This window comes from Aeromonas sp. YN13HZO-058 (assembly GCF_001921245.1).
Classification (GTDB): Bacteria; Pseudomonadota; Gammaproteobacteria; order Enterobacterales; family Aeromonadaceae; genus Aeromonas; species Aeromonas allosaccharophila.
The window spans coordinates 26,535-48,528 of sequence record NZ_MQSY01000007.1 but is presented as its reverse complement, the minus strand read 5'-3'; the positions used below and the strand labels follow the sequence as shown (position 1 = coordinate 48,528).

At 60.8% G+C, this 21,994-nt stretch carries 19 protein-coding genes; 10 read left to right on the top strand and 9 right to left on the bottom strand.

The features are described 5' to 3' along the window. Positions 1–5: 5 nt before the first annotated feature. Positions 6–1,295, bottom strand: a complete 1,290-nt coding sequence (rhlB, locus tag BSP75_RS00770; protein ID WP_042656763.1) for an ATP-dependent RNA helicase RhlB — start codon at positions 1,293–1,295, stop codon at positions 6–8. Between the two features lie 113 nt (positions 1,296–1,408). Here rhlB and trxA point away from each other — a divergent pair, with 113 nt between their 5' ends. The 6 genes from trxA (at position 1,409) to BSP75_RS00740 (ending at position 7,905) form a co-directional block, all read left to right on the top strand. After that, positions 1,409–1,735 carry a thioredoxin TrxA gene (gene trxA / locus BSP75_RS00765; protein WP_005339416.1) on the top strand — a complete coding sequence of 109 codons (327 nt, stop codon included), beginning with the start codon at positions 1,409–1,411 and terminating at the stop codon, positions 1,733–1,735. Positions 1,736–1,938: 203 nt separating this feature from the next. After that, positions 1,939–3,204, top strand: coding sequence for a transcription termination factor Rho (rho, locus tag BSP75_RS00760; protein WP_042656764.1), 1,266 nt, complete (start codon positions 1,939–1,941; stop codon positions 3,202–3,204). A 108-nt stretch (positions 3,205–3,312) separates the two neighbouring features. Next, positions 3,313–4,305 (top strand): hypothetical protein, encoded by a 993-nt coding sequence (locus BSP75_RS00755; RefSeq protein ID WP_075111887.1) that lies wholly within the window; start codon positions 3,313–3,315, stop codon positions 4,303–4,305. A 33-nt stretch (positions 4,306–4,338) separates the two neighbouring features. Further along, the gene (gene ubiD, locus BSP75_RS00750; protein ID WP_075111886.1) at positions 4,339–5,808 is read left to right on the top strand and encodes a 4-hydroxy-3-polyprenylbenzoate decarboxylase; all 1,470 of its coding nucleotides are present in this window, start codon (positions 4,339–4,341) and stop codon (positions 5,806–5,808) included. A gap of 155 nt (positions 5,809–5,963) precedes the next feature. After that, a complete protein-coding gene (gene fre, locus BSP75_RS00745) occupies positions 5,964–6,662 on the top strand; it encodes an NAD(P)H-flavin reductase (RefSeq protein WP_058053186.1) in 699 nt (232 codons plus the stop codon). A 208-nt stretch (positions 6,663–6,870) separates the two neighbouring features. Beyond that, positions 6,871–7,905, top strand: a complete 1,035-nt coding sequence (locus tag BSP75_RS00740; protein WP_232100215.1) for a sensor domain-containing diguanylate cyclase — start codon at positions 6,871–6,873, stop codon at positions 7,903–7,905. 54 nt (positions 7,906–7,959) lie between these two features. Here BSP75_RS00740 and BSP75_RS00735 read toward each other — a convergent pair whose 3' ends face one another. After that, complete coding sequence (locus BSP75_RS00735) at positions 7,960–8,217, bottom strand: accessory factor UbiK family protein (RefSeq protein ID WP_005339429.1); 258 nt, start codon at positions 8,215–8,217, stop codon at positions 7,960–7,962. Between the two features lie 297 nt (positions 8,218–8,514). On the opposite strand from BSP75_RS00735, the gene BSP75_RS00730 reads away from it, so the two are divergent. Continuing rightward, entirely contained in the window at positions 8,515–10,950 is a 2,436-nt protein-coding gene (locus BSP75_RS00730) for a VolA/Pla-1 family phospholipase (RefSeq protein ID WP_075111885.1), read from the top strand. A gap of 66 nt (positions 10,951–11,016) precedes the next feature. On the opposite strand, the gene glpG is transcribed toward BSP75_RS00730, so the two are convergent. From glpG to BSP75_RS00695, 7 genes are all read right to left on the bottom strand, one after another. After that, on the bottom strand, positions 11,017–11,850 hold the full coding sequence (glpG, locus tag BSP75_RS00725; protein ID WP_075111884.1) for a rhomboid family intramembrane serine protease GlpG: 834 nt from the start codon (positions 11,848–11,850) through the stop codon (positions 11,017–11,019). Further along, the gene (gene glpE, locus BSP75_RS00720; RefSeq protein WP_042060826.1) at positions 11,847–12,170 is read right to left on the bottom strand and encodes a thiosulfate sulfurtransferase GlpE; all 324 of its coding nucleotides are present in this window, start codon (positions 12,168–12,170) and stop codon (positions 11,847–11,849) included. Before glpE ends, glpG begins: the two co-directional genes overlap by 4 nt. Before the next feature lie 125 nt (positions 12,171–12,295). Next, positions 12,296–12,997 carry an ATP-binding cassette domain-containing protein gene (locus BSP75_RS00715; RefSeq protein WP_005339433.1) on the bottom strand — a complete coding sequence of 234 codons (702 nt, stop codon included), beginning with the start codon at positions 12,995–12,997 and terminating at the stop codon, positions 12,296–12,298. A 10-nt stretch (positions 12,998–13,007) separates the two neighbouring features. Further along, complete coding sequence (gene livG / locus BSP75_RS00710; RefSeq protein WP_042656771.1) at positions 13,008–13,781, bottom strand: high-affinity branched-chain amino acid ABC transporter ATP-binding protein LivG; 774 nt, start codon at positions 13,779–13,781, stop codon at positions 13,008–13,010. After that, positions 13,778–15,046: a high-affinity branched-chain amino acid ABC transporter permease LivM gene (locus BSP75_RS00705; RefSeq protein ID WP_075111883.1), complete on the bottom strand. Its 1,269-nt coding sequence runs from the start codon at positions 15,044–15,046 to the stop codon at positions 13,778–13,780. The genes livG and BSP75_RS00705 overlap by 4 nt, the downstream gene beginning before the upstream one ends. After that, a complete protein-coding gene (gene livH / locus BSP75_RS00700) occupies positions 15,046–15,972 on the bottom strand; it encodes a high-affinity branched-chain amino acid ABC transporter permease LivH (RefSeq protein WP_075111882.1) in 927 nt (308 codons plus the stop codon). The genes BSP75_RS00705 and livH overlap by 1 nt, the downstream gene beginning before the upstream one ends. A 67-nt stretch (positions 15,973–16,039) precedes the next feature. Continuing rightward, positions 16,040–17,161 (bottom strand): branched-chain amino acid ABC transporter substrate-binding protein, encoded by a 1,122-nt coding sequence (locus BSP75_RS00695; RefSeq protein ID WP_075111881.1) that lies wholly within the window; start codon positions 17,159–17,161, stop codon positions 16,040–16,042. Positions 17,162–17,595: 434 nt separating this feature from the next. Here BSP75_RS00695 and BSP75_RS00690 point away from each other — a divergent pair, with 434 nt between their 5' ends. The 3 genes from BSP75_RS00690 (at position 17,596) to BSP75_RS00680 (ending at position 21,991) form a co-directional block, all read left to right on the top strand. Continuing rightward, a complete protein-coding gene (locus BSP75_RS00690; protein WP_042060838.1) occupies positions 17,596–18,600 on the top strand; it encodes a substrate-binding domain-containing protein in 1,005 nt (334 codons plus the stop codon). Positions 18,601–18,852: 252 nt separating this feature from the next. Beyond that, positions 18,853–21,117 (top strand): methyl-accepting chemotaxis protein, encoded by a 2,265-nt coding sequence (locus BSP75_RS00685; protein WP_075111880.1) that lies wholly within the window; start codon positions 18,853–18,855, stop codon positions 21,115–21,117. 169 nt (positions 21,118–21,286) lie between these two features. After that, positions 21,287–21,991, top strand: coding sequence for a hypothetical protein (locus BSP75_RS00680; protein WP_075111879.1), 705 nt, complete (start codon positions 21,287–21,289; stop codon positions 21,989–21,991). Positions 21,992–21,994 lie beyond the last annotated feature (3 nt).

The following is a 21,994-nucleotide window of genomic DNA, read 5'->3' as shown; positions in this document are numbered from 1 at the left end:
TGTCCTTAGCTCTTGCGTGGCGGACGACGACGGTTGTTGCTGTTGCCACCGCCCTGACGATCCCGCATGTTGCGGTTCACCGGCTGACGGTTGCGGAACACCCGTTTCGGCGGGGTCACATCATCCAGCAGCGCTTCGCGGTCGTACTTGCTGACCGGAATGGCGTGGTGGATGTACTCCTCGATGGCCGGCAGGTTGAAGGCATAGTCTTCACAGGCCAGGCTGATGGAGTGACCGCTCTTGCCGGCACGACCGGTACGACCGATACGGTGTACATAGTCTTCGGCATCGTCGGGCAGGTCATAGTTGAAGACGTGGGTCACGTCAGGGATGTGCAGACCACGGGCGGCCACGTCGGTGGCGACCAGAATATCGAGCGCACCCTTGGTGAAATCCTCGAGGATCTTCATCCGCTTCTTCTGCGGCACATCACCGGTCAGCAGACCGACGCGGTGGCCGTCGTTCTCCAGCCAGGCATGCACGTCTTCGCAGACATGCTTGGTGTTGGCGAAGACGATGGCTTTTTCTGGCCACTCCTCTTCCATCAGGGAGAGCAGCAGCAACATCTTGTCTTCATTGGAGGGGTAGAACAGCTCCTCCTTGATCCGCACACCGGTCATCTGCTCCGGCTCGACTTGCACATGTTCCGGGTGGTTCATGTGTTCGTAGGCCAGCTCCTGCACCCGCAGGGAGAGGGTGGCGGAGAACAGCATGCTCAGACGCTCGGTCGGGGCAGGCATGCGGCGGAACAGGAAGCGGATGTCCTTGATGAAGCCCAGATCGAACATGCGATCCGCTTCGTCCAGTACCACGACCTGAATGTTGCTCAGGTCGATCACCTTGGACTTGAAGTAGTCGATGATGCGGCCGGTGGTGCCGATCAGGATGTCGACGCCCTGCTCCAGCACGGCCAGCTGCTTGTCGTAACCTTCGCCACCGTAGGCGAGGCCGAGTTTCAGGCCGGTAGAAGCAGCGATGCTGTCGGCATCGTTATAGATCTGTACTGCCAGTTCCCGGGTGGGCGCCATGATGATGGCTCTGGGTTGGTTAACCAGACGGGGCTTGGTCAGCGGGTGAGTCAGCAAATAGTTGAATGTCGCGGCCAGGAAGGCAATGGTCTTGCCGGTTCCGGTCTGGGCCTGACCGGCGAGGTCATGACCTTCTACCAGCAGTGGCAGAGACAGTGCCTGGATGGGCGTGCAATAGTGAAATCCCTTTGATTCCAGACCAGCCAGAACTTCGGGTTCGAGGCCCATTTGGGCGAATTTGTCGGTCGTTAAGTGTGTTTTGCTCATGGCGGTAGGTTATCAGGTTAGGCTTGCAATAATAAACAGGATCATTTCAAATAGGGCAACTATTGCCTTTGTTGATATGTCAATAAAGCCTTAATTACTGACTGGAGTTGGAGATGAGTGACAAGATTGTTCAGCTGAGCGATGCCAGCTTCGAGGCAGATGTAATCAAAGCCGATGGCGCCGTTCTGGTCGACTTCTGGGCCGAGTGGTGTGGTCCGTGCAAGATGATTGCCCCGATCCTGGAAGAAGTTGCCCAAGAGTACGAAGGTCGCGTGACCGTAGCCAAACTGAACATCGACCATAACTCTGATACTCCGCCCAAGTACGGCATTCGTGGTATCCCGACCCTCTTGCTGTTCAAGAATGGCGAAGTGGCAGCGACCAAGGTCGGTGCACTGTCCAAGACTCAGCTGAAAGAGTTCCTGGACGGCAACCTGTAATAATCAAAGAGGAGCGCATTGCAATAATGCGCTCCTTGTGTTTTATCACCTAGACGCTCACCCCGATTGGTGCTAATTTATCGCTCGTTTGCTAACCTTTTTGCCTGACTCTTTGCTAACTACAGCCTGGCAATCAAATCCGATCAGCATCAATCCAGCAGACTGTCTCCTCATTCAATCCTTGCTTACAGACTTTCACCACTATGAATCTGACTGAATTAAAGAACACTCCTGTGTCCGAGCTGGTCAAGCTTGGCGAATCCATGGGGTTGGAAAATCTGGCTCGGGCGCACAAGAAAGATATTATTTTTGCAATCCTCAAGGCACACGCCAAGGGTGGCGAAGATATCTTTGGCGACGGTGTGCTGGAAATCCTGACCGATGGTTTCGGCTTCCTGCGTAGTGCAGACGGCTCCTATCTGGCAGGCCCGGACGATATCTACGTCTCCCCGAGCCAGATCCGCCGCTTCAACCTGCGTACCGGCGATACCATCTCCGGCAAGATCCGGCCACCGAAAGAGGGCGAACGTTACTTCGCGCTGCTCAAGGTCAACGAGGTCAACTACGACCGTCCGGAAAACTCCCGCAACAAGATCCTGTTTGAAAACCTTACCCCCCTGCATGCCAACGAACGTCTGCGTATGGAACGGGGTAACGGTTCTACCGAAGATATCACCGCTCGTGTACTGGACCTGGCTTCCCCCATCGGTAAAGGCCAGCGTGGCCTGATCGTGGCGCCGCCCAAGGCCGGTAAGACCATGCTGCTGCAGAACATCGCCCAGAGCATCGCCTACAACCACCCGGACTGTGAACTGATCGTTCTGCTGATCGACGAGCGTCCGGAAGAAGTGACCGAAATGCAGCGCATGGTGAAGGGTGAAGTGATCGCTTCCACCTTCGACGAACCTGCCTCCCGTCACGTTCAGGTTGCCGAAATGGTGATCGAGAAGGCCAAGCGCTTGGTCGAGCACAAGAAAGACGTGGTGATCCTGCTGGACTCCATCACCCGTCTGGCCCGTGCCTACAACACCGTCATCCCGTCATCCGGCAAGGTCCTGACCGGTGGTGTGGACGCCAACGCCCTGCACCGTCCCAAGCGCTTCTTCGGCGCCGCGCGTAACGTGGAGGAGGGTGGCAGCCTGACCATCATCGCCACCGCGCTGGTCGATACCGGTTCCAAGATGGACGAGGTGATCTACGAAGAGTTCAAGGGTACCGGCAACATGGAACTGCACCTCTCGCGCAAGATTGCCGAGAAGCGCGTCTATCCGGCTATTGACATCACCCGCTCCGGCACCCGTAAGGAAGAGCTGCTGACCGCGCCTGACGAGCTGCAGAAGATGTGGATTCTGCGCAAGATCATTCACCCGATGGGCGAGATCGACAGCATCGAGTTCCTGATCGACAAGCTGGCAGCGACCAAAACCAACGACGAATTCTTTGACTCCATGCGGCGTCAGCAGAAGTAAGTCCGGTCACAAAATGACGAAACCGCGGCCCTGGTCGCGGTTTTTGTTTATCTGTTTTCCGGTCGCCCTAGTAGTATGAGATCCCGATGTCACAAGGATGGAGACGTCATGAAGCCTGTTTTCTGGTTGTTGCTGGGGTTGCTGAGCGCAATTCCGGCCTATGCGCAGGCTGCACCGGTTGCGGTGACCGCCGAGACGCTGCAGACGCACCAGCGCTATCTGGCGAGCCGTCTGCAACAGGGGCAATTTGCCGCCATCGACTCTCTGCTGGCGACCCTCAGCCGCGAGCAGCGGGAGTTCCTGCTGCTGCAACTACTGCGCGATATTCCGGCGGCCGAACCGGCCTCCCCCGCGTTGCAACAGTGGGTCGAGGCTCAGGCTGGCAAGGCCCCGAAGTGGCTGGTGGAGCAGCAGGTCGACGGTTTTCTGGTGCAGCAGCCGGTCTACGATTTTGCCGCGCGCGCCCGGCAGTTGCTGGGGGAGTGGCAGGTGCAGGCGCTGCAAGCCAGCTATCGCCGCCAGCTGGAGCTCGGCAGTTTCCGCTTCAAGAGCATCTATTACCGTGGCAATCCCGCGCTTGCCCAGCAGCAGCAAGCCCTGTTGCGGGCCCTCGACACCCAGCCGCAGTCGGTCTGGGTACGTGAAGCGCGCCAACTGGCGGCGCAGAATATCTATCTGCCCGACAACCGCCTGCTGCTGTATCTGTTGCAAGGTACCGGTGAGCCTGCGCTGTATGCCCGCTTGTGGCACCGGCCGGTGGATCAGGATGCACTCACGGCGTTGCTCACCATCAACCGTTTCCATCAGGGCAATGTTGCCAGCGACCTGCTGATCGCCGCCAGTGACAATCCCGGATTGAAAGCATCGGCCTTGCGCCAGCTCAGTGCGCTCTCGCCCTTGCCGCCGCAGGCCCAGAAATACCTGCTGGCCGAACTCTCCAACCGCCAATACGGCGCACTGGTGGCCGGTCTATTGATGGAGGTGGACGAGCCCCAGCTGCTCTCCGCGCTGGCCAGACGGCTCGGCCAGCGTGACACGCCCCCCATTGCTCCGAGCCTGCTGCCCGATTCGGGTACACCCGATGGACGGCCAGGGTTATAATGCCTGACCTCCTGAACCCGGTTGGGAACTTGCATGAAATACAAGGATTTGCGTGATTTCATCGCGCAGCTGGAACAAAACGGACAACTCAAGCGCATCACCCGCGAGATAGATCCCTATCTGGAGATGACCGAGATCAGCGATCGCACCCTGCGTGCGGGCGGTCCGGCTCTGCTGTTCGAAAATCCCAAAGGCTACACCATGCCTGTGCTGACCAACCTGTTCGGTACGCCGGATCGGGTTGCCATGGGCATGGGTCAGCCCGATGTGGGTGCCCTGCGTCAGGTCGGGGTCTGGCTCTCCTATCTGAAGGAGCCCGAGCCGCCCAAGGGATTCAAGGAGCTGATGGAGAAGCTGCCGATCTTCAAACAGGTGCTCAACATGCCGACCAAGCGCCTCTCTTCCGCCCCCTGCCAGCAGGTGGTGCAGGAGGGGGATGCGGTCGATCTCGACCAGATCCCGATCCAGCACTGCTGGCCCGGCGATGTGGCGCCGCTGGTCACCTGGGGTCTCACCATCACCCGCGGCCCTTACAAGAAGCGGCAGAACCTCGGTATCTACCGTCAGCAGAAGATCGCCAAAAACAAGCTGATCATGCGCTGGCTCGATCACCGCGGCGGTGCCATCGATTTTCGCGAGTGGCAGGAGGCCCATCCGGGTGAGCGTTTCCCGGTGGTGGTGGCGCTCGGCGCCGATCCGGCGACCATTCTCGGCGCGGTGACGCCGGTGCCGGATACCCTCTCCGAATACGCCTTTGCCGGTCTGCTGCGCGGCAGCCGTACCGAGGTGATCAAGGCCATCAGTTGCGATCTGGAGGTGCCCGCCAGCGCCGAGATCGTGCTGGAAGGCTATCTGGAGCCGGGTGAGCTTGCGCCGGAAGGGCCCTACGGCGATCACACCGGTTACTACAACGAGGTGGACGAGTTCCCGGTCTTCACCATCACCCACATCACCAAGCGGCGCGATGCCATCTATCACAGCACCTACACCGGCCGTCCGCCCGATGAACCGGCGGTATTGGGGCTGGCGCTGAACGAGGTGTTCGTGCCGCTGCTGCAGAAGCAGTTCCCCGAGATTGTGGACTTCTATCTGCCGCCGGAGGGGTGCTCCTACCGGATGGCGGTGGTCACCATCAAGAAACGTTACCCGGGCCATGCCAAGCGGGTGATGCTGGGGGTCTGGTCCTTCCTGCGCCAGTTCATGTACACCAAGTTTGTGGTGGTGTGCGATGACGACATCAACGCCCGCGACTGGAAGGATGTGATCTGGGCCATCACCACCCGGATGGACCCGGCACGGGACACCACCCTGATCGAGCACACGCCGATCGACTATCTGGACTTCGCCTCGCCGGTCTCCGGTCTCGGCTCCAAGATGGGGCTGGATGCCACCAACAAGTGGCCGGGCGAGACCAATCGGGAGTGGGGTCAGCCCATCGTGCAGGACGAGGCGGTGAAACAGAAGGTCGATGCCATCTGGGATGAGCTGAAGATCCTCGACTGAGGCAAACATGGCTGCTTTGTTGCATTTGCTGCAAAAAGTGATGCGATCCGCAGTTATTTGAGTATTCTCGACTGACGGGGCCAGGGCTGCTGGTCGTCACTCCATAGTGAAACAATGAGCGAAGCGGGCCGAGCGAGCCCGCCACAAGGACAAGAATGCAACGTATCAAATGCCGCGTAGAGGAACTGCGCGAATATGTCGACACCATCTGGCATGTGGCCCTGGCGCCGCAGCAAGCGATCAGCTTCAAGCCGGGCCAGTATCTGCTGGTGGTGATGAGCGATTCGGACAAGCGCCCCTTCTCCATCGCCAACTCGCCGACCCGCCCGGGCGTGCTGGAGCTGCAAATTGGTGCCACTCCCGAAAATGCCTACGCCGGTCAGGTGTTGGCCCGCATGCGCGAGCAGGGCGAGATCGAGGTCGAATTGCCGGCTGGCAAGGCGTTCCTGCGCGATGAATCCCCCCGTCCGCTGATCCTGATGGCGGGCGGCACCGGCTTCTCTTACGCCCGCTCCATTCTGGAGTATCTGATCGACACTGGCAGCAAGCGCCCGGTGTTCTTCTACTGGGGCGTGCGTCAGGCTCACTGGCTCTACGAGCTGGAGCAGATGCAGCAGTGGGAGCGTGACTACGCGCCGCTCACCTTTATCCCTGTGGTGCAGGAGCCGGACGCTGACTGGACCGGCAAGAGCGGGCTGGTACACAAGGCGATCATGGATGACTTCGTCAGCCTCCACGATTACGACATCTATGTCGCCGGTCGCTTCGAGATGGCCGGTGCCGCGCGGGAGGAGTTCAAGATCCTCGGCGCCGAGCCGGAGCGCATCTTCGGTGACGCCTACGAATTTATCTGACGGGATCCCCGTTTGGATGATGGAGCCCCCGGTTGTGCCGGGGGCTTTTGTTTTTTCGCCTGCGGCCATAAAAATGGCGTCAAATGGCGCATTCACAGTCGCATTATCTCGTGATTTTTCGTCATTCTGGACATGAATGGCTACTAATCAGCCGTGGCTAGTGGCATCTTTGTGAAGATTGTCAGCAAGCAGGGTAAGGATATCCGTAGTGATAGCGCAAGGAGAGGTCGGGTTGGGCGAACAGGGCAGGATATCGGCAACGGATGACAAGGCGGTGGGCGGCGCTGCGGAGCGGGGCGCGACCCTGTTCCCGTGCTCTCATGGTGGTGACGTGGCCCGTTTGCAGGCTGAAATCGCCGCGCTGAAGCATGAAAACGGCCTGCTACAGGAGAAGCTCAACGCCGCCCTCGATGGCACAGGCATCTGCCTCTGGCAGGGCACCATCCCCACCGGTGAGCTGCGGGTCTTCAATCTGCAGAACTTTCAGGTCGGTGACATGGCCCCCCATTTCGAGCAGTGGAGCGCCAAACTCCATCCCGATGATCGCGCGCACGCCATAGGCAGCTATTTCGCCCACCTTGAGGGCAAAACCCCCTTCTACGAGGCCGAATACCGCACCGTTAGCCCGGCTGGCGAGATCACCTGGCTGTGGGATCGGGGCCGTGTCGTCGATCGGGATAGTGATGGCAAGCCGCTGCGGATCATGGGCGCCCATATCGATATCACCCAGCGCAAGGCCTATGAACAGCGGCTGGCCGATCGCGCCAACAGCGACGCCCTCACCGGGCTGCTCAACCGGCAGGGATTTGGCAAGGCGTTCGCCCAGCAGAAACCGCAAGGGGCGGGGGCGCTGCTCTTTATCGACCTGGATGATTTCAAGGGGATCAATGACCAGCTGGGCCATGCCTGCGGTGATCAGGTGCTGCAGCAGATGGCGGACTGGTTGCGCCTCATCATGCCGGGCTCGGCGCTATGCGGCCGTTACGGCGGCGACGAGTTTGTGGTGCATCTGCACCGGGATGTCTCGCACCATAGGCTGGCGCAACTGGCCGATGCGCTGATCAGCCGGATGCACGGCTATGTGCCCAAACCCGGCTGCTCGCAACGGGTGGGACTGAGCATCGGCATCGCGTTATGGGAGGGGGAGGCACTGACCTTCCGGCAGGCGCTGGAGGTGGCCGACAGGGCCATGTACGAGGCCAAGGCGCGCGGCAAGCGAGCCTGGTATCTGCTTCAGATGTGATCGCTTTGACAGAGTCAGCCCAGAGCAAAAACCCCAGCCGAGCTGGGGTTTCTGTTATTCGCCTTTGGCGCCGAGCTGTTGCTCGAGCTGAGCCAGCTTGCTTTCGAGGGCGGCCAGTTTTTCCCGGGTACGCAGCAGCACCTTGGTCTGCACGTCGAACTCTTCGCGGCTGACCAGATCCAGCTTGCCCAGCTGGGCTTGCAGTACCTGACGCATCTTCTTCTCGGCCTCTTCACCCATGCTGCGAATGCCGGGCGGCAGGGAGTTGTGCACCTGCTTGGCGATCTCTTCCAGTTTCTTCGGGTCGATCATGATGTCCTCCTTAAGCGTTGGCGGACATTCTACCGACAATTCCCTCACTTTGCCGAGATCGCGGCGGCTTTTTAGTCGTGACAATGGCTGCTGGCTGGTCGGGTCTGGTTAATCCTCCGCTGTTGTTACCCTTGCGCCCCCTTGTTGACGTAAAACCTTGATTCTCGCCACAAACCTGAGCAGAAGATGACCAACATGAGTCTCGTTGGTTGTTGGTTTTATGTTAACTTTGTGCGGTCGAAGCGGTGAATGCTTCGTTGGCTTGTGATGGACAACAACCTATAAAGAGAACAAAAAATGAAGAAGAAGCTAATTTATGCCGCTGTGCTCAGCGCCCTGCTGGCCGGATGTGGTGGGGATGACAACAAGGGAGATACCACCAGCTCCCTCGACTACGCCCTGAGTGGCGCCAGCGGTATCCGCCCGAGCGTGCTGGCCCCCCGTGCCAGTGACGGCACCCTGAAGTTTTCGACCGAGAGTGCGGATCTGTCGAACCCGGTGTCTGCCCTCTCCACCCTGGATGGCTGGTCTACAACGCAACCTGTCCAGCTGGTACCGGCGACCGTGACCGGTGTATCTGTGCCAGCACCTGCGGCCAGCGAGTATGCCTCTGCCGTTGCGCCCCTCTATCTGCTGGAGCTGGTGCTGGATCCGGTGACTCAGCGACCTGTCGGGGTGAAGAACAACAAGCCTCTGACCTATGGCACCGATTTTGTGGTGAGCGATGGCGGCGGCAAACTCAATCTGGTTCCACTCAAGCCGCTTAATCCCTCTTCTTACTACATGATTGTGGCGACCGATTCCCTCAAGGACAGTCGCGGCACACCGCTCAAAGCGGGGGGTGATTACAGCAACTTCAAATCGGCTGCTGGCGCAACCACGCAGGAGCAGACCATCAACGGCCTGATCTCGCTGCAGGAAGGTCTGTTCAAGGCGGCCACCGGGATCACCAGCGATCGGGTGATCTTCTCCGACTGGTTTGCCACCCAGTCCGGTGCCGATGTGCTGCTGGCGGTGAAGAGTGCCGCCGCTTCCGTGTTGAAGAGCCCGAGCCTTGACGCCGCGTCGCTGTGGAAACAGGATGCCAGGGGCAACACCAGCCTGCCGGCAACCTATACCATCAGCGGTCTTAATGGCGGCGTGGATTTTCTGACCCAGCTGGCTGCTGAGCCATTCCTGCCGCAGAAAGATCGTGATGCGATTGCTGCCGCTGTGGCGGCTAATGCCACCCTAAACGGAGTTGCAGCGGTGACCAAGGTGTATACCGGCACCGTCAAGCTCCCTTACTTCCTCTCTACACCCGCGCTGGCTGGCTCCTGGGACAAGGCCAAGACCCAATCCTGGCATGGTGCCATTCCCAGCCTCTATGCCATCGCCAACGCGCTGAAAGCGGGCGATACCGAGGTGATCGGCGGACTGGTCGGGGCGGGGGGGGACCCGGCACTGCTGGGTGAGCTGATTGCCGACCCGAGCCGTCAGAGTGAACTGCTGACCGAGGCGAGCAAGCTGATCGGGGTGACCCTTACCTCCGGTGGCAAACCGCTGGATGCCGAGCGCAATATCGGCCGTTTCAACCCGCTGCCGACCCTGACCGAAGTGCAATCCGTGCCGTTGCGGATCTTTGCCGCCGGGCCACTGGCCAATGTCACCGATGTGATCATCTATCAGCACGGGGTCACCTCCATCAAGGAGAACGCCTATGCGCTGGCACTGGGCCAAATCGGCGCTGGCGCGACTGCCAGCAAGAGCGTCGCTGTGGTTGTTATCGATCATCCGCTGCACGGTGAGCGTGGTTATGCCCTGAGTGGCAGCACGGATACCGTCACCACCTCCGAGAACCCGACTCCCTACCTGAATCTGGGCTATCTGACGGTGGCGCGGGACAACCTGAAACAGAGTGTGGCCGATCTGCTGGGACTGCGACTGGCCGTCGGTCTGGCCAATGCCAAGGGGATAGGTGGCCAGCTGGGCGGCGCCGGTCTGAAGGTACATTTCCTCGGCCACTCGCTGGGGGCAATTGCCGGAGCCAATCTGCTGGCGGTCGCCAACCAGACCACTGGCAGTGCCCTGGCTGATGCCCTGTTCAAGTTCGATACCGGCGGTCTGGCGATGCCGGGTGGCGGCATAGCGCCGTTGCTGCTCAACTCGCCGAGCTTCGGGCCGACCATCAAGATGAGCGTGCTCACCTCGGGCAGTCCGGAGCTGAAAGCGGGCTTTACCGCCTATGCACCGAATTGCAGAACGGCTGCCGCCACTTGCTTCGTCAACGAGTTCCTGCCCAGTCTGGATGCGGCCACTCAGGCGGGGGCTGCGAGCACCTTGCAGAGCTATACCTTTGCCGCCCAGTCAGTGCTGGACTCTGCCGACCCGATCAATCTGGGCAGTGGCGTCGCCAAGAGCTTCCCGCTGTTCGCCACCGAAATTGTTGGCGATGGTGCGCTCAGCTTGCCGGATCAGGTGATCCCCAACAACATCGCCTCCGCGCCGCTGGGTGGTACCGAGCCACTGTTCCGGGTGCTGGGTTTGCAAGAGCTGAAGGGTTCCGGTGTGCTCCCGGCGGGTCACCATGCTGCACGCTTCCTGAAAGGGGGCCATAGCTCGCTACTGGCCCCTGACGAGAACTTCGATCAGGTTGGCGCGGTCACCACCGAGATCCAGACCCAGTTCGCCAGCTTCTTTATGAGTGGCGGTGCGGCGGTCAAGGTAACTGACGACACCCTGATCAAGCAGTAACTGCCTGTCGTGTAAAAAAACGCCGCCCTTCGGGGCGGCGTTGTTGTTTCTGCGATAGCTGAAAAGTCAGGCTGGCTGGTGGTTGCGATCCAGCCAGCCTTGCAGCAGGCCGACCAGCAGGCCGGTCAGGTGGGCGATGTTGGCGGTGCTGGTGCCGAGCATGTCGAAGAAGCCGAGCACCATCCAGAACAGCATGAAGCCCATCAGCGCTGGCGGCAGGGTGAGGCCGCAGGCCGGTTGCAGCTTGCTGCGCAGCCAGCAGTAGCCGAGCAGGGCATAGACCACGCCAGAGAGTCCGCCAAACAGCGGGCCGCTGGCGAAAAACTCGGCGATATTGGGCAGGGCGGCACCCACCAGCAACAGGATCAGCAGCTTGCCGCTGCCGAGGCGCTGCTCGATCTGGCCCCCCAGATACCACCACCAGAGCAGGTTGAACACCAGATGGAGCACTGAGAAGTGGATCAGGGCGGGGGTGAAATAGCGCCACGCCTGCCAGTCGGTGAACTGGGCCAGCGTCGGGTGGAACGCCAGTTCATCGTAGATCGGCAGGCCGATGGCATCGATGCCGTAGATGGCGAGGCAGGCGATGATCACCACCAGCGTCAGCGGTCCCGCCTGATGGAGAAAGTCGGTGATGGGGTCCGTCATCCCCTTGCTGTAGTCGATGCGGGCATCGGCGCGGCCGGATTGCCAGGAGGCCTCCATGTAGCGCGGGTGGCCCGGCTCGGCCAGAAAGCGCTTCACCTCCAGCTGGGCCTGAGCGAGGCGCGGCTCGTCCGCCAGCCAGATGGTGACTCCCAGCTCGGACTGGGTCAGCTCGCAGGAGATGCCCAGCGTCGCCAGATAGTCCACCAGCGCCTGCGCCATGCGGGCGTTATCGAGCACCAGCAGCTGGATCATGCCTCGCCTGCCTCGATGGGAAACTCCCGGCGCCACGCCTCGAAGCCACCATCCATGCTGTAGACCTCGTCATAACCCTGTTGCAGCAGGTATTGGGCGGCGCCCTGACTGCTGTTGCCGTGATAGCACATCACGATGACCGGGGTATCGAAATCCACTTCGTTCATAAAGCGCACCAGCGTGCCGTTGGTGAGGTGGAAGGCGCCGACCGCGTGGGCCGCTTCAAAGGATTGCGGGTCGCGAATATCCACCAGACGGGCTTCACCCGCGCTCAGTTTCTGGTGGGCATCATGGGCATTGATATGGGCAAACTGGTCCATCTGGATGTCCTGCGAATAGGTTGATTACGGGCCAGTGTACCGCAAGCTTGGGCGCAAACTAACCCCACAAAAGATAAGGGAGCCGGTGGCTCCCTTGTGGTGACGGGTGAGGATAGACACGCCGATCAGCCGCCGAGATAGGCTTGTCGCACCGCCGGGTTGGCAAGCAGGGCGGCACCGGTGTCTTGCAGCACCACGTGGCCGTTCTCCAGCACATAGCCGCGGTCGGCCAGTTTGAGCGCCTGGTTGGCGTTCTGCTCCACCAGAAAGATGGTCATCCCTTTCTGGCGCAGCTGCTCTATGGTGTCGAAGATCTGCTGGATGACGATGGGGGCCAGCCCCAGCGAGGGTTCATCCAGCAGCAGCAGGCGCGGTTTGCTCATCAGGGCGCGGCCGATGGCCAGCATCTGCTGCTCGCCGCCGGACATGGTGCCCGCCCGCTGTTCCAGCCGTTCGTGCAGGCGCGGGAACAGGGTGAACACCTGATCCAGCAGGCCGTGCTGCTCGGCCTTGTCAACGAAGAAGGCGCCCATCAGCAGGTTCTCCTCCACCGTCAGGCGTGCGAAGATGCGGCGCCCCTCCGGCACCACGGCGATATCCTTGCGCATGATGCGGGCGGTGGTGAGGGAGCTGATCTGTTCCCCCTCAAACCAGATGGAGCCGCTGCTGGGCTTGGGCTCACCGCAGAGGGTCATCAGCAAGGTGGTCTTGCCCGCGCCGTTGGCGCCGATCAGGGTGACGATTTCCCCCTCTTTCACCTCGACGCTGACATCGTGCAGCGCCTGAATTTTGCCGTAGTGGGTCGATACGTTGCGAAGTTCTAACATCTTGTTTTCCTTACGACTCGCCCAGATAGGCCTTGATCACTGCCGGGTTGTTGCGGATCTCATCCGGCTTGCCGTGGGCCAGCGGCGTGCCCTGGCTGACCACGAAGATGCGGTTGGAGATGCCCATCACCAGCTTCATGTCGTGTTCGATCAGCAGCACCGAGACCCCGAACTCGTCCCGCAGGCTCATGATCAGCTCATCCAGCTCGTCGGTCTCCTTCGGGTTGAGACCGGCGGCCGGTTCATCCAGCATCAGCAGCTCGGGACGGGTCGCCATGCAGCGGGCGATCTCGAGGCGGCGCTGCTGACCGTAGGCCAGATTACCGGCGGCGCGGTTGGCGAGATCCTTGAGCCCCACCTTATCCAGCCAGAAGGCGGCCTGCTCCAGCCCCTCCTGCTCGGCACGGCGGAAGGCCGGGGTCTTGAACAGACCGGCGATAAAGCTGGTGTTGAGGTGCTGGTGCTGGGCAACCAGCAGGTTCTCCACCGCCGTCATCTCCTTGAACAGCCGCACGTGCTGGAAGGTCCGCACAATCCCCTTGCGGGCGATGAGGTGGCCGGGCAGCCCCTGGATCTCCTCACCCTTGTAGCGGATGGTGCCGCCGCTCGGGCAGTAGAAGCCGGTCAGGCAGTTGAAGATGGTGGTCTTGCCTGCACCGTTGGGGCCGATGATGGAGATCACCTCGCCCTTGTCGATATCCAGTTTTACCCCGTTGACTGCCAGCAGGCCCCCGAATCGCATCGACAGATCAGAGACTTCTAATAACTTCTGATGAGTACTCATTTCTTCAACTCCAGATGCGGACGGGTCATCGGCAGCAATCCTTGTGGCCGCCAGATCATCATGAACACCATCAAGAGGCCGAACATCAGCATGCGGTACTCGTTGAACTCGCGGGCCAGCTCCGGCAGCACCGTCATCACGATGGCGGCCAGCACCACCCCGATCTGGGAGCCCATGCCACCCAGCACGACGATGGCAAGCACTATGGCCGACTCGATAAAGACGAAGGATTCCGGGCTGATAAAGCCCTGCCGCGAGGCAAAGAAGCTGCCTGCGAAACCGGCAAAGGTAGCGCCGATGGTGAAGGCGGTCAGCTTGATGATGGTGGGGTTGAGCCCCAGCGATTTGCAGGCGATCTCGTCTTCCCGCAGCGCTTCCCAGGCGCGACCCAGCGGCATCCGTAGCAGGCGGTTGATGACGAACAGGGTCGCCACCACCAGCACCAGTGCCATCAGGTAGAGGAAGATCACCTTGTGGTTGGCGTTGTAGGTAATGCCGAAGAAGTTGTGGAAGGTATCAAAGCCGCCATCCTTGACGGTGCGGTTGAATTCCAGACCAGCGAGCGTCGGTTTGGGGATGCCGGAGATCCCGTTCGGGCCGCCGGTCAGGGTGGTCATGTTGTTAAGCAGGATGCGGATGATCTCGCCAAAACCCAGAGTGACGATGGCCAGATAGTCCCCCCGCAGCCGCAATACCGGGAACCCGAGCAGGAAGCCAAAGGTAGCTGCCATCAGCCCTGCGATGGGCAGGCACTCCCAGAAGCTCAGGCCGAAATAGGTGTTGAGCAAGGCATAGCTGTAGGCACCGACCGCATAGAAACCGACATAGCCGAGATCGAGCAGACCGGCGAGGCCGACCACCACGTTCAGCCCCAGCCCCAGCATGATGTAAATCAGGGTGAGGGTCGCCAGATCGATGGCACCGCGCGAGGCCATAAAGGGCCAGAGCACCGCAAACAGCAGCACCAGCACGGCGGTGAGGTTATAGAGCTTGGGCGCCTCTTCCGGGCTCGGCAGCACCAGCTTAGTGAAGCCGACCGAGAAGCCGCTGATAGAGGCCTGAAACAGCTTGGCAATCTGGCCGCGCAGCATCTGGAACCAGAATACGAGGGTGGCGCCCCCCATCAGCCAGGCCAGCGACACATCGAGGCGGCTCACCACCAGCAGACGGGAGCCTTCGGTCTCCAGCTTGAAGCCGAGCAGCCAGAAGGAGAGCACCAGCAGCACCAGGCTGGCGATACAGGCGTGGATAAATTGATTTCTCATCACACTTTCTCCACTTCCGGACGACCCAGAATGCCAGTGGGCATGAACAGCAGCACAAAGATGAGCAGGGCAAACGCCATCACATCCTTGTACTCGGTGCTGAGATAACCGGCGGTGAGCGCTTCAACCACGCCGAGCAGCAGGCCGCCCAGTACGGCGCCCGGAATGCTGCCGATACCGCCCAGCACGGCGGCGGTGAAGGCCTTCAGACCGGCCATAAAGCCGAGGTAGGGGTTGATGACGCCGTAATACATGCCGAGCAGCACCCCGGCGACGGCGGCCAGCGCAGCCCCCAGCACGAAGGTGATGGAGATGACCACGTGGGTGTCGATCCCCAGCAGGTTGGCCATCTTGATATCTTCCGAACAGGCGCGGCAGGCGCGGCCCATGCGGGAGCGGTTGATGAACTGGGTCAGCGCCAGCATGGTGACAAAGGTCACCACGAAGATGATCAGCTGCATGTAGGAGAGGCTGGCCTGAAAACCATCCTCACCCCCCAGGGTCCAGCCACCGGAGATAAGGGTGGGCATGGCGATATCGCGCGAGCCCTGGGCCATCCGCATCATGTTCTGCAAGAAGATCGACATGCCGATGGCGGAGATGAGGGGGATCAGCCGGTTACCGCCGCGCAGCGGTCGGTAGGCGACCCGCTCTATGGTCCAGCCATAGGTGCCGGTGATGACGATGCTGACCAGAAAGGCGCCGCCCAGCAGCAAAACGGTGCTGTCGATGCCCATCATCATGAGCCCTGCCATCACCATAAAAGCGACATAGGAGCCGATCATGTAAACCTCGCCGTGGGCGAAGTTGATCATGCCGATGATGCCATAGACCATGGTGTAGCCGATGGCGATCAACGCATAGGTGCTGCCTATGGTTAATCCGTTCAGCAGTTGCTGAACCAGATAGAGGAGGTGTTCGGACATACTGCGTTCCCTGTACTTGCCCGCAAAGAGAGGAGGGGGTGAGCGTACTCACCCCCCAATCGGCAGATTATTTGAGTTGGCTGGAGGTACCGTCTGCGTGCCACTGGAATACACCGAACTCGAAGCCTTTCAGGTCACCGTTCGGTGCCCAGCTCAGGGGGCCCATCACGGTTTCGACCGGGGTGGCCTTGATGGCGGCGGCCACTGCGGCCGGGTCATCTTCACCCGCTTTGGCGATACCGGCTGCCAGGGTTTGCACCGCGGCATAGGTGGTCCAGACGAACGGGCCGGAGGAGTCCTGACCCTTGGCCTTGAACGCCGCAACCAGCGGGGCGTTGGCCGGCACCAGATCATATTTGTTCGGCAGGGTCACCAGCAGGCCTTCGGAAGCTGGGCCGCCGATGGCGGAGATATCCTTGTTACCCACCCCTTCCGGGCCCATGAACTTGGCTTTCAGCCCCTTCTCGCCAGCCTGACGCAGGATCAGACCCAGCTCCGGGTGGTAGCCGCCGTAGTAGACGAAATCGACGTTCTCTTTCTGCAGCTTGGCGATCAGCGCGGAGAAGTCCTTGTCACCGGCGGTGATCCCCTCAAAGGCCACCACTTTCACGCCAGCCTTGTCGAGCGCTGCTTTCACGCTGGAGGCGATCCCTTCACCGTACTGTTTCTTGTCGTGGATAACGGCCACGCGCTGGGGTTTGACCTGCTCGATGATGTATTTGGCGGCAGTCGGGCCCTGATCGCTATCCAGACCGATGGTGCGCAGGGTCAGCTGGTAACCGCGCTCGGTGATCTTGGGGTTGGTGGAGGCGGGGGTAATCATCAGGATCCCCTCGTCTTCATAGATATCGGAGGCGGGCAGGGTATTGTCGGAGCAGAGGTGGCCGACCACGAACTTGACGCCGTCATTCACCACCTTGTTGGCGACTGCTACGGCTTGTTTGGGATCGCAGGCATCGTCATAGACGACCGCTTCGATCTGCTTGCCGTTGATGCCGCCTGCCTTGTTGATCTGCTCGACCGCCATCTTGCCGCCGGTGAACTGCATGTCCCCGTACTGGGCGACCGGGCCAGTGACCGGGCCCGCGATACCGATCTTGATGGTGTCTGCCGCGTGGGCGATGGAGATCGATCCAAACAGAGCCAAAGAAACCGCTGCGCTTACTGTTATTTTGCTCAACTTATGCATTGATTCGTCCCTTAATCAGTGGATTGTTTCATTTCCGTGTGTCATTCCGGATCTACATCCCGTGCATCCGGCTATAGGTATGGTTCTATCATTCCTCACGGGGCAATAACAAGCTGTTAAAGATACTAACCAGAGGGGGTTTAATGGGCTTATTTTGAAACAAATGACCTGTTATTTTCTGCAGAATAGAGCTTAATATCGATTTGTTGACTTAACATCTTGGTAACGACAGGCGATTCTGACAAACGCCAGAGGATTAATCTGGCGATATTTTACTCTGACAGCGCTCCCATTTTGACCACAACCTGTTTGCGCAAACAGAAATGAGCGCCTAGATTAGCCAGCATTGACAATTCCGTGGCAGAGCTCGTTAAAACCAAGCCTTTATTCGGGAAATCTGCTAATGTTCCGCCTTTGACAGTCAGGAGACAGAGATGGCCACTATCAAGGATGTCGCCTCGCGCGCAGGCGTATCCATCTCCACCGTCTCACATGTGCTCAACCACACTCGGCGGGTCAGCGAAGACGCGACCCAGAAAGTGATTGAGGCGGTGGCAGAACTCAACTACGCGCCCAACTCGGTAGCGCGCAGTCTTAAAATAAATTCGACCAAGACCATTGGCATGCTGGTCACCACCAGCGTAAACCCCTTCTTCGCAGAAGTGGTGCAAGGGGTTGAAGCGTACTGCTTCGAACAGGGCTACAGCCTGATCCTCTGCAACACCGAAAACCAGCCGCCTCGCCAACAGCATTACTTAAGAATGCTGATGGAAAAACGGGTGGATGGCCTGCTGGTATTGGGTACCGATATCGACACCCCGTTGCGCGACATGCTGCGCATCCACAAGAACGTACCGCAGGTGGTACTGGATTGGGGCACGGAGTGCGATTTCGCCAACGTCATCAACGACAACGCCCGCATCGGCGCCCGCATGGCCGTACGCCATCTGCTGGAGCTGGGGCACCGCGACATCGTCTGCATCACGGGCCAGCTCTCCAAGCCGACCACCCAGCAGCGACTGGACGGGGTACGTGATGCGCTGGGCGAGCAAGGTCTGACCCTCAAAGATGACCAGATCTTTGAAGGGGATTACGAGAGCCAGAGTGGCTTCGATGCCATGCAGCGCATCTTGGCCCTGCAGCCTCGTCCGACCGCGGTCTTTGCCTTCGACGATCCCATGGCGATCGGCGCGATTTGCGCTGCTTGGGAAGCCGGAGTCAAGGTGCCGGACGATATCTCCGTCATCGGCTACGACGATGTGGAGATGGCGCGCTTCTCCAGCCCGCCGCTGACCACCATCCGTCACCCGAAGGCCGAACTGGGCCAGCTGGCGGTGAAGCATCTGGTCAGCCGGATCCGCAACAAGGAGCTGGAAGTGGAATCGATGACGGTTCAGCCCGAGCTGATTATCCGTCGCTCGGTCAAACCGCTGCGTTAATCCCGCACCCGCTGCCAAAACGAAAAACCCCCTCTGTCACGAGGGGGTTTTTGTTTATGGGCGGTTTACCTTGAATCAGTGACCCGTAGACCCGATTTCAACCTCGTTGGCGAATATTCCATCCGTTTGATCCACCTCGCATTTTGTCTGCCAATCGTTTGATCATTATCAACAAACAAACGAGTTCTGATGGACTCCCACCTTATCCGTTCCATCCTGTAAGTTGGATATGACTATCAAGGATGGTGTCTTATGTTCCCCCCTCGCAAGCTGGGTCACCAGATCACGCTGCTGGCAATCAGCGGCATCGTATTGCTCGCCGTGGTTCTGCTTACCTTCAACCTGTTTGAAAACCGCCAGCGGGCGGTGACGGCCGAACAGGGCGCACTGCAAACAGAGCTGCAAAATATCGAATCGGTGATCCGCAATGCCAGCCATGAAACCATGCTGGCGGCGACCCTGATTGCCCAGCGGCCGGATGCGGCCAGGGCGGTGGCCGATCAGGATTGGCAGGCCCTCGCCAGCCTGTTCGACCCGCTCTGGCCTGCCCTCAAGGCGCAGGGGATCCAGCAGTTTCACTTCCACGTTCCCCCGGCTACCTCCCTTTATCGGGTACACAAGCCCGCAAGCCATGGCGACGACCTCTCCACCACCCGGCTGGCGGTGGTCGAGGTGAACCGCAACCATCAACCGGTCGGCGGGCTGGAGACCGGTCAGGGCGGCACCGGGATCCGTGGCGTGGTGCCGGTCACCTTCAACGGTCAGCCGGTCGGCTCGGTGGAGTTTGGCCGCGCCCTCGATGCCTCGCTGTTTGCCGATCTGCTGGGCAAGAACAGTCGGCTGGCCATCTATCTGTTTGAACAGGGCAAACCCGTGCTGCTGACCGGCACCGCCATGCTCGGCGAGTCGGCGGACTGGTATCAGGGGGTGCTGGCGGGCGAAAGCCGCTTCGCCACCATCAAGCAGCAGGGGAGCGATTTTCTGGTGATGGCGGCGCCGCTGCGCGACTTCTCCGGCAAGGCGGTCGGGGTGATCGAGCTGGCGCGGGATCACAGTGAGGTCGTCGCCGCGCTGGCGCGCCAGAGCTGGCAGATGGTGATGATCGCGCTGCTCGGCACCGCCCTGATTGCGGTGGCGCTGGTGTGGCTGCTGGGCCGCCTTAACCGCCCGCTGCTCGACAGCGTCAAGGCGCTGGAGGCGCTGGCCAATGGTTCCGGCGATCTCGGCAGCAAGCTGCCGGTGGCCGGGCCGGAGGAGATCCGCCGCCTCGGCACGGCGTTCAATGCCTTCGTCGGCAAGATCCGCGACACTATCAGCCAGCTTACCGCCACCCTGGGCGATCTGGCTGGCGAGAGCGAGCGGCTATCGCGCAGTGCGGCGGGCAACCTTGGCAGCATGACGCGCCAGCAGGAGCAGACCACCCAGCTCGCCACCGCCATGACCGAGATGACCAGCACGGTGCATGAGGTGGCACACAACACGGTGCAAGCGGCCGAAGCGGCCAGCGAGGCAGACAATCAGGCGGTCACCGGCGATGAGGTGGTGCAGCAGAGCGTCAGCATGATTGAGCAGCTGGCCGCGGAGATCGCCAGCGCGGGCGACACGGTGAAAGAGGTCGCCAGGGCCAGCGAGCAGATTGGTTCGGTGCTGGCGGTGATCCAGTCCATCGCCGAGCAGACCAACCTGCTGGCCCTCAACGCCGCCATTGAGGCGGCCCGGGCCGGTGAGCAGGGGCGCGGTTTTGCGGTGGTGGCCGACGAGGTGCGCTCGCTGGCGGGCCGCACCCAGCACTCCACCGCCGAGATCCGCGGCACCATCGAGCAGTTGCAACGGGCGGTGGGCACTACTGTGACCATGATCGAGCACAGCGTCTCGCGGGCGGGGGAGTCGGTGGAGCGGGCCAATCAGGCGGGGGACGCCCTCAGCCGGATCAAGGGGGCGGTCAACAGCATTCGCGACATGAACACCCAGATCGCCGCTGCCTCCGAGGAGCAATCCTCGGTGAGCGACGAGATCACCCGCAATATCGTCAGCGTCCACGAGATCTCCCAGGCCACCACGCTGGTGGCGCGGGATACCGCCCAGATTGCCACCCATGTGGCGACCCTGGTGGACAAGCTGGGGGATCTGGCCGGGCAGTTCCAGGATGGTTCCAACGTAAGGATGGTGCTGACCCGCGCCCGCGCCGCCCACATGGGCTGGAAGACCCGGGTGCGCGCCTATCTGGATGGGCAGGAGGGGCTGTCGCGCAGTGAAGCGGTCAGTGACAAGGAGTGCCGCCTTGGCCGCTGGTACTTCAGCGAGGGGGCATCCTGTTGCAGTTCGCATCCGGCCTTCAAGGCGATTGCCACTCCCCACGCCAGACTGCATCAGGTGATCCAGCAGGTCATCGAGTTGAAAAACCAGCACAAGCATGAGGCGGCAGAGGCCCTCTACCGCGAGATTGAACAGAACTCCGGGCAGGTGGTGGGCTACATCGATCAGCTGTTGCAGGAGATGACCAAGCCCGCACGCTAGTCATGCGCGGGCCGGATAGCCAAAGGGCTGACAGCGATGTCAGCCCTTTTTCATGCTGTGCCGCGCGAAAATCGACCGCTCCTTAAGCTCCGGTACAAGGGGGCTCGCCGATAATACCGCCGCCCCGAGCTGGCCCCCTGCGCCAGCTGCCAAATTTGGAACCGAGAGCGTGAAACCGACCAACAAATCCCTGCTGTCCCTCCCCGAGCGCCAGATCCCGCAACCGCAGCCTGATGAGGGCGGGCATGCGCCGTCTGCGGCAGAGACCTCGGCGCCAACCGTGCAGCCCGCAGTGTCTGCCGAGCCGTCCATCCCGCCATCCCGATTGGCCGCTACCGTGATGCCTGCAGCGCCGATCGTGGTGGTACCGGTTGCGCTGCCATCCGTGCCACGCGCTCGCAACACGCTGGTCGGCGCCCTGTTCTGTGTCTGTCTGGCGCTGGTTGCCTCGTTCGTCTTTATTGCCCGTTCCCATATTGCAGCAACGCCGCTCGTGGCCAGCGGTGCGCAGCCGCTGGTGGAGATTGGCGTTGCCGATATTGACCAGCCCGAGGTGGTTTACTCAATGGATCTGGCCTTTCCAGCGCGGGAAACTGCCATCCCGCAGCCGGTGGTCGCCCGCCGCGAGCGACCGGCCAAGCTCAAGATCGGCGTCTACAAGCAGGTGAATAACGTCGAGAAGTGGCGGCGCTGGGCGCGCCAGCAGAACGTCACCTTCGAGGCGGTGCAAAAGAACCGGGATGGCGAGCCCCACTACTTCCTCTATCTGTGCGAGCAGGACCCGGCGCGGGTTGACCAGCTCAAGCTCGACGTGGCCCGCATCAGCGGCGAAACTCCGCAGCTGGTCCGCCGCGCGACCAGCACCCGCATCTAGCGG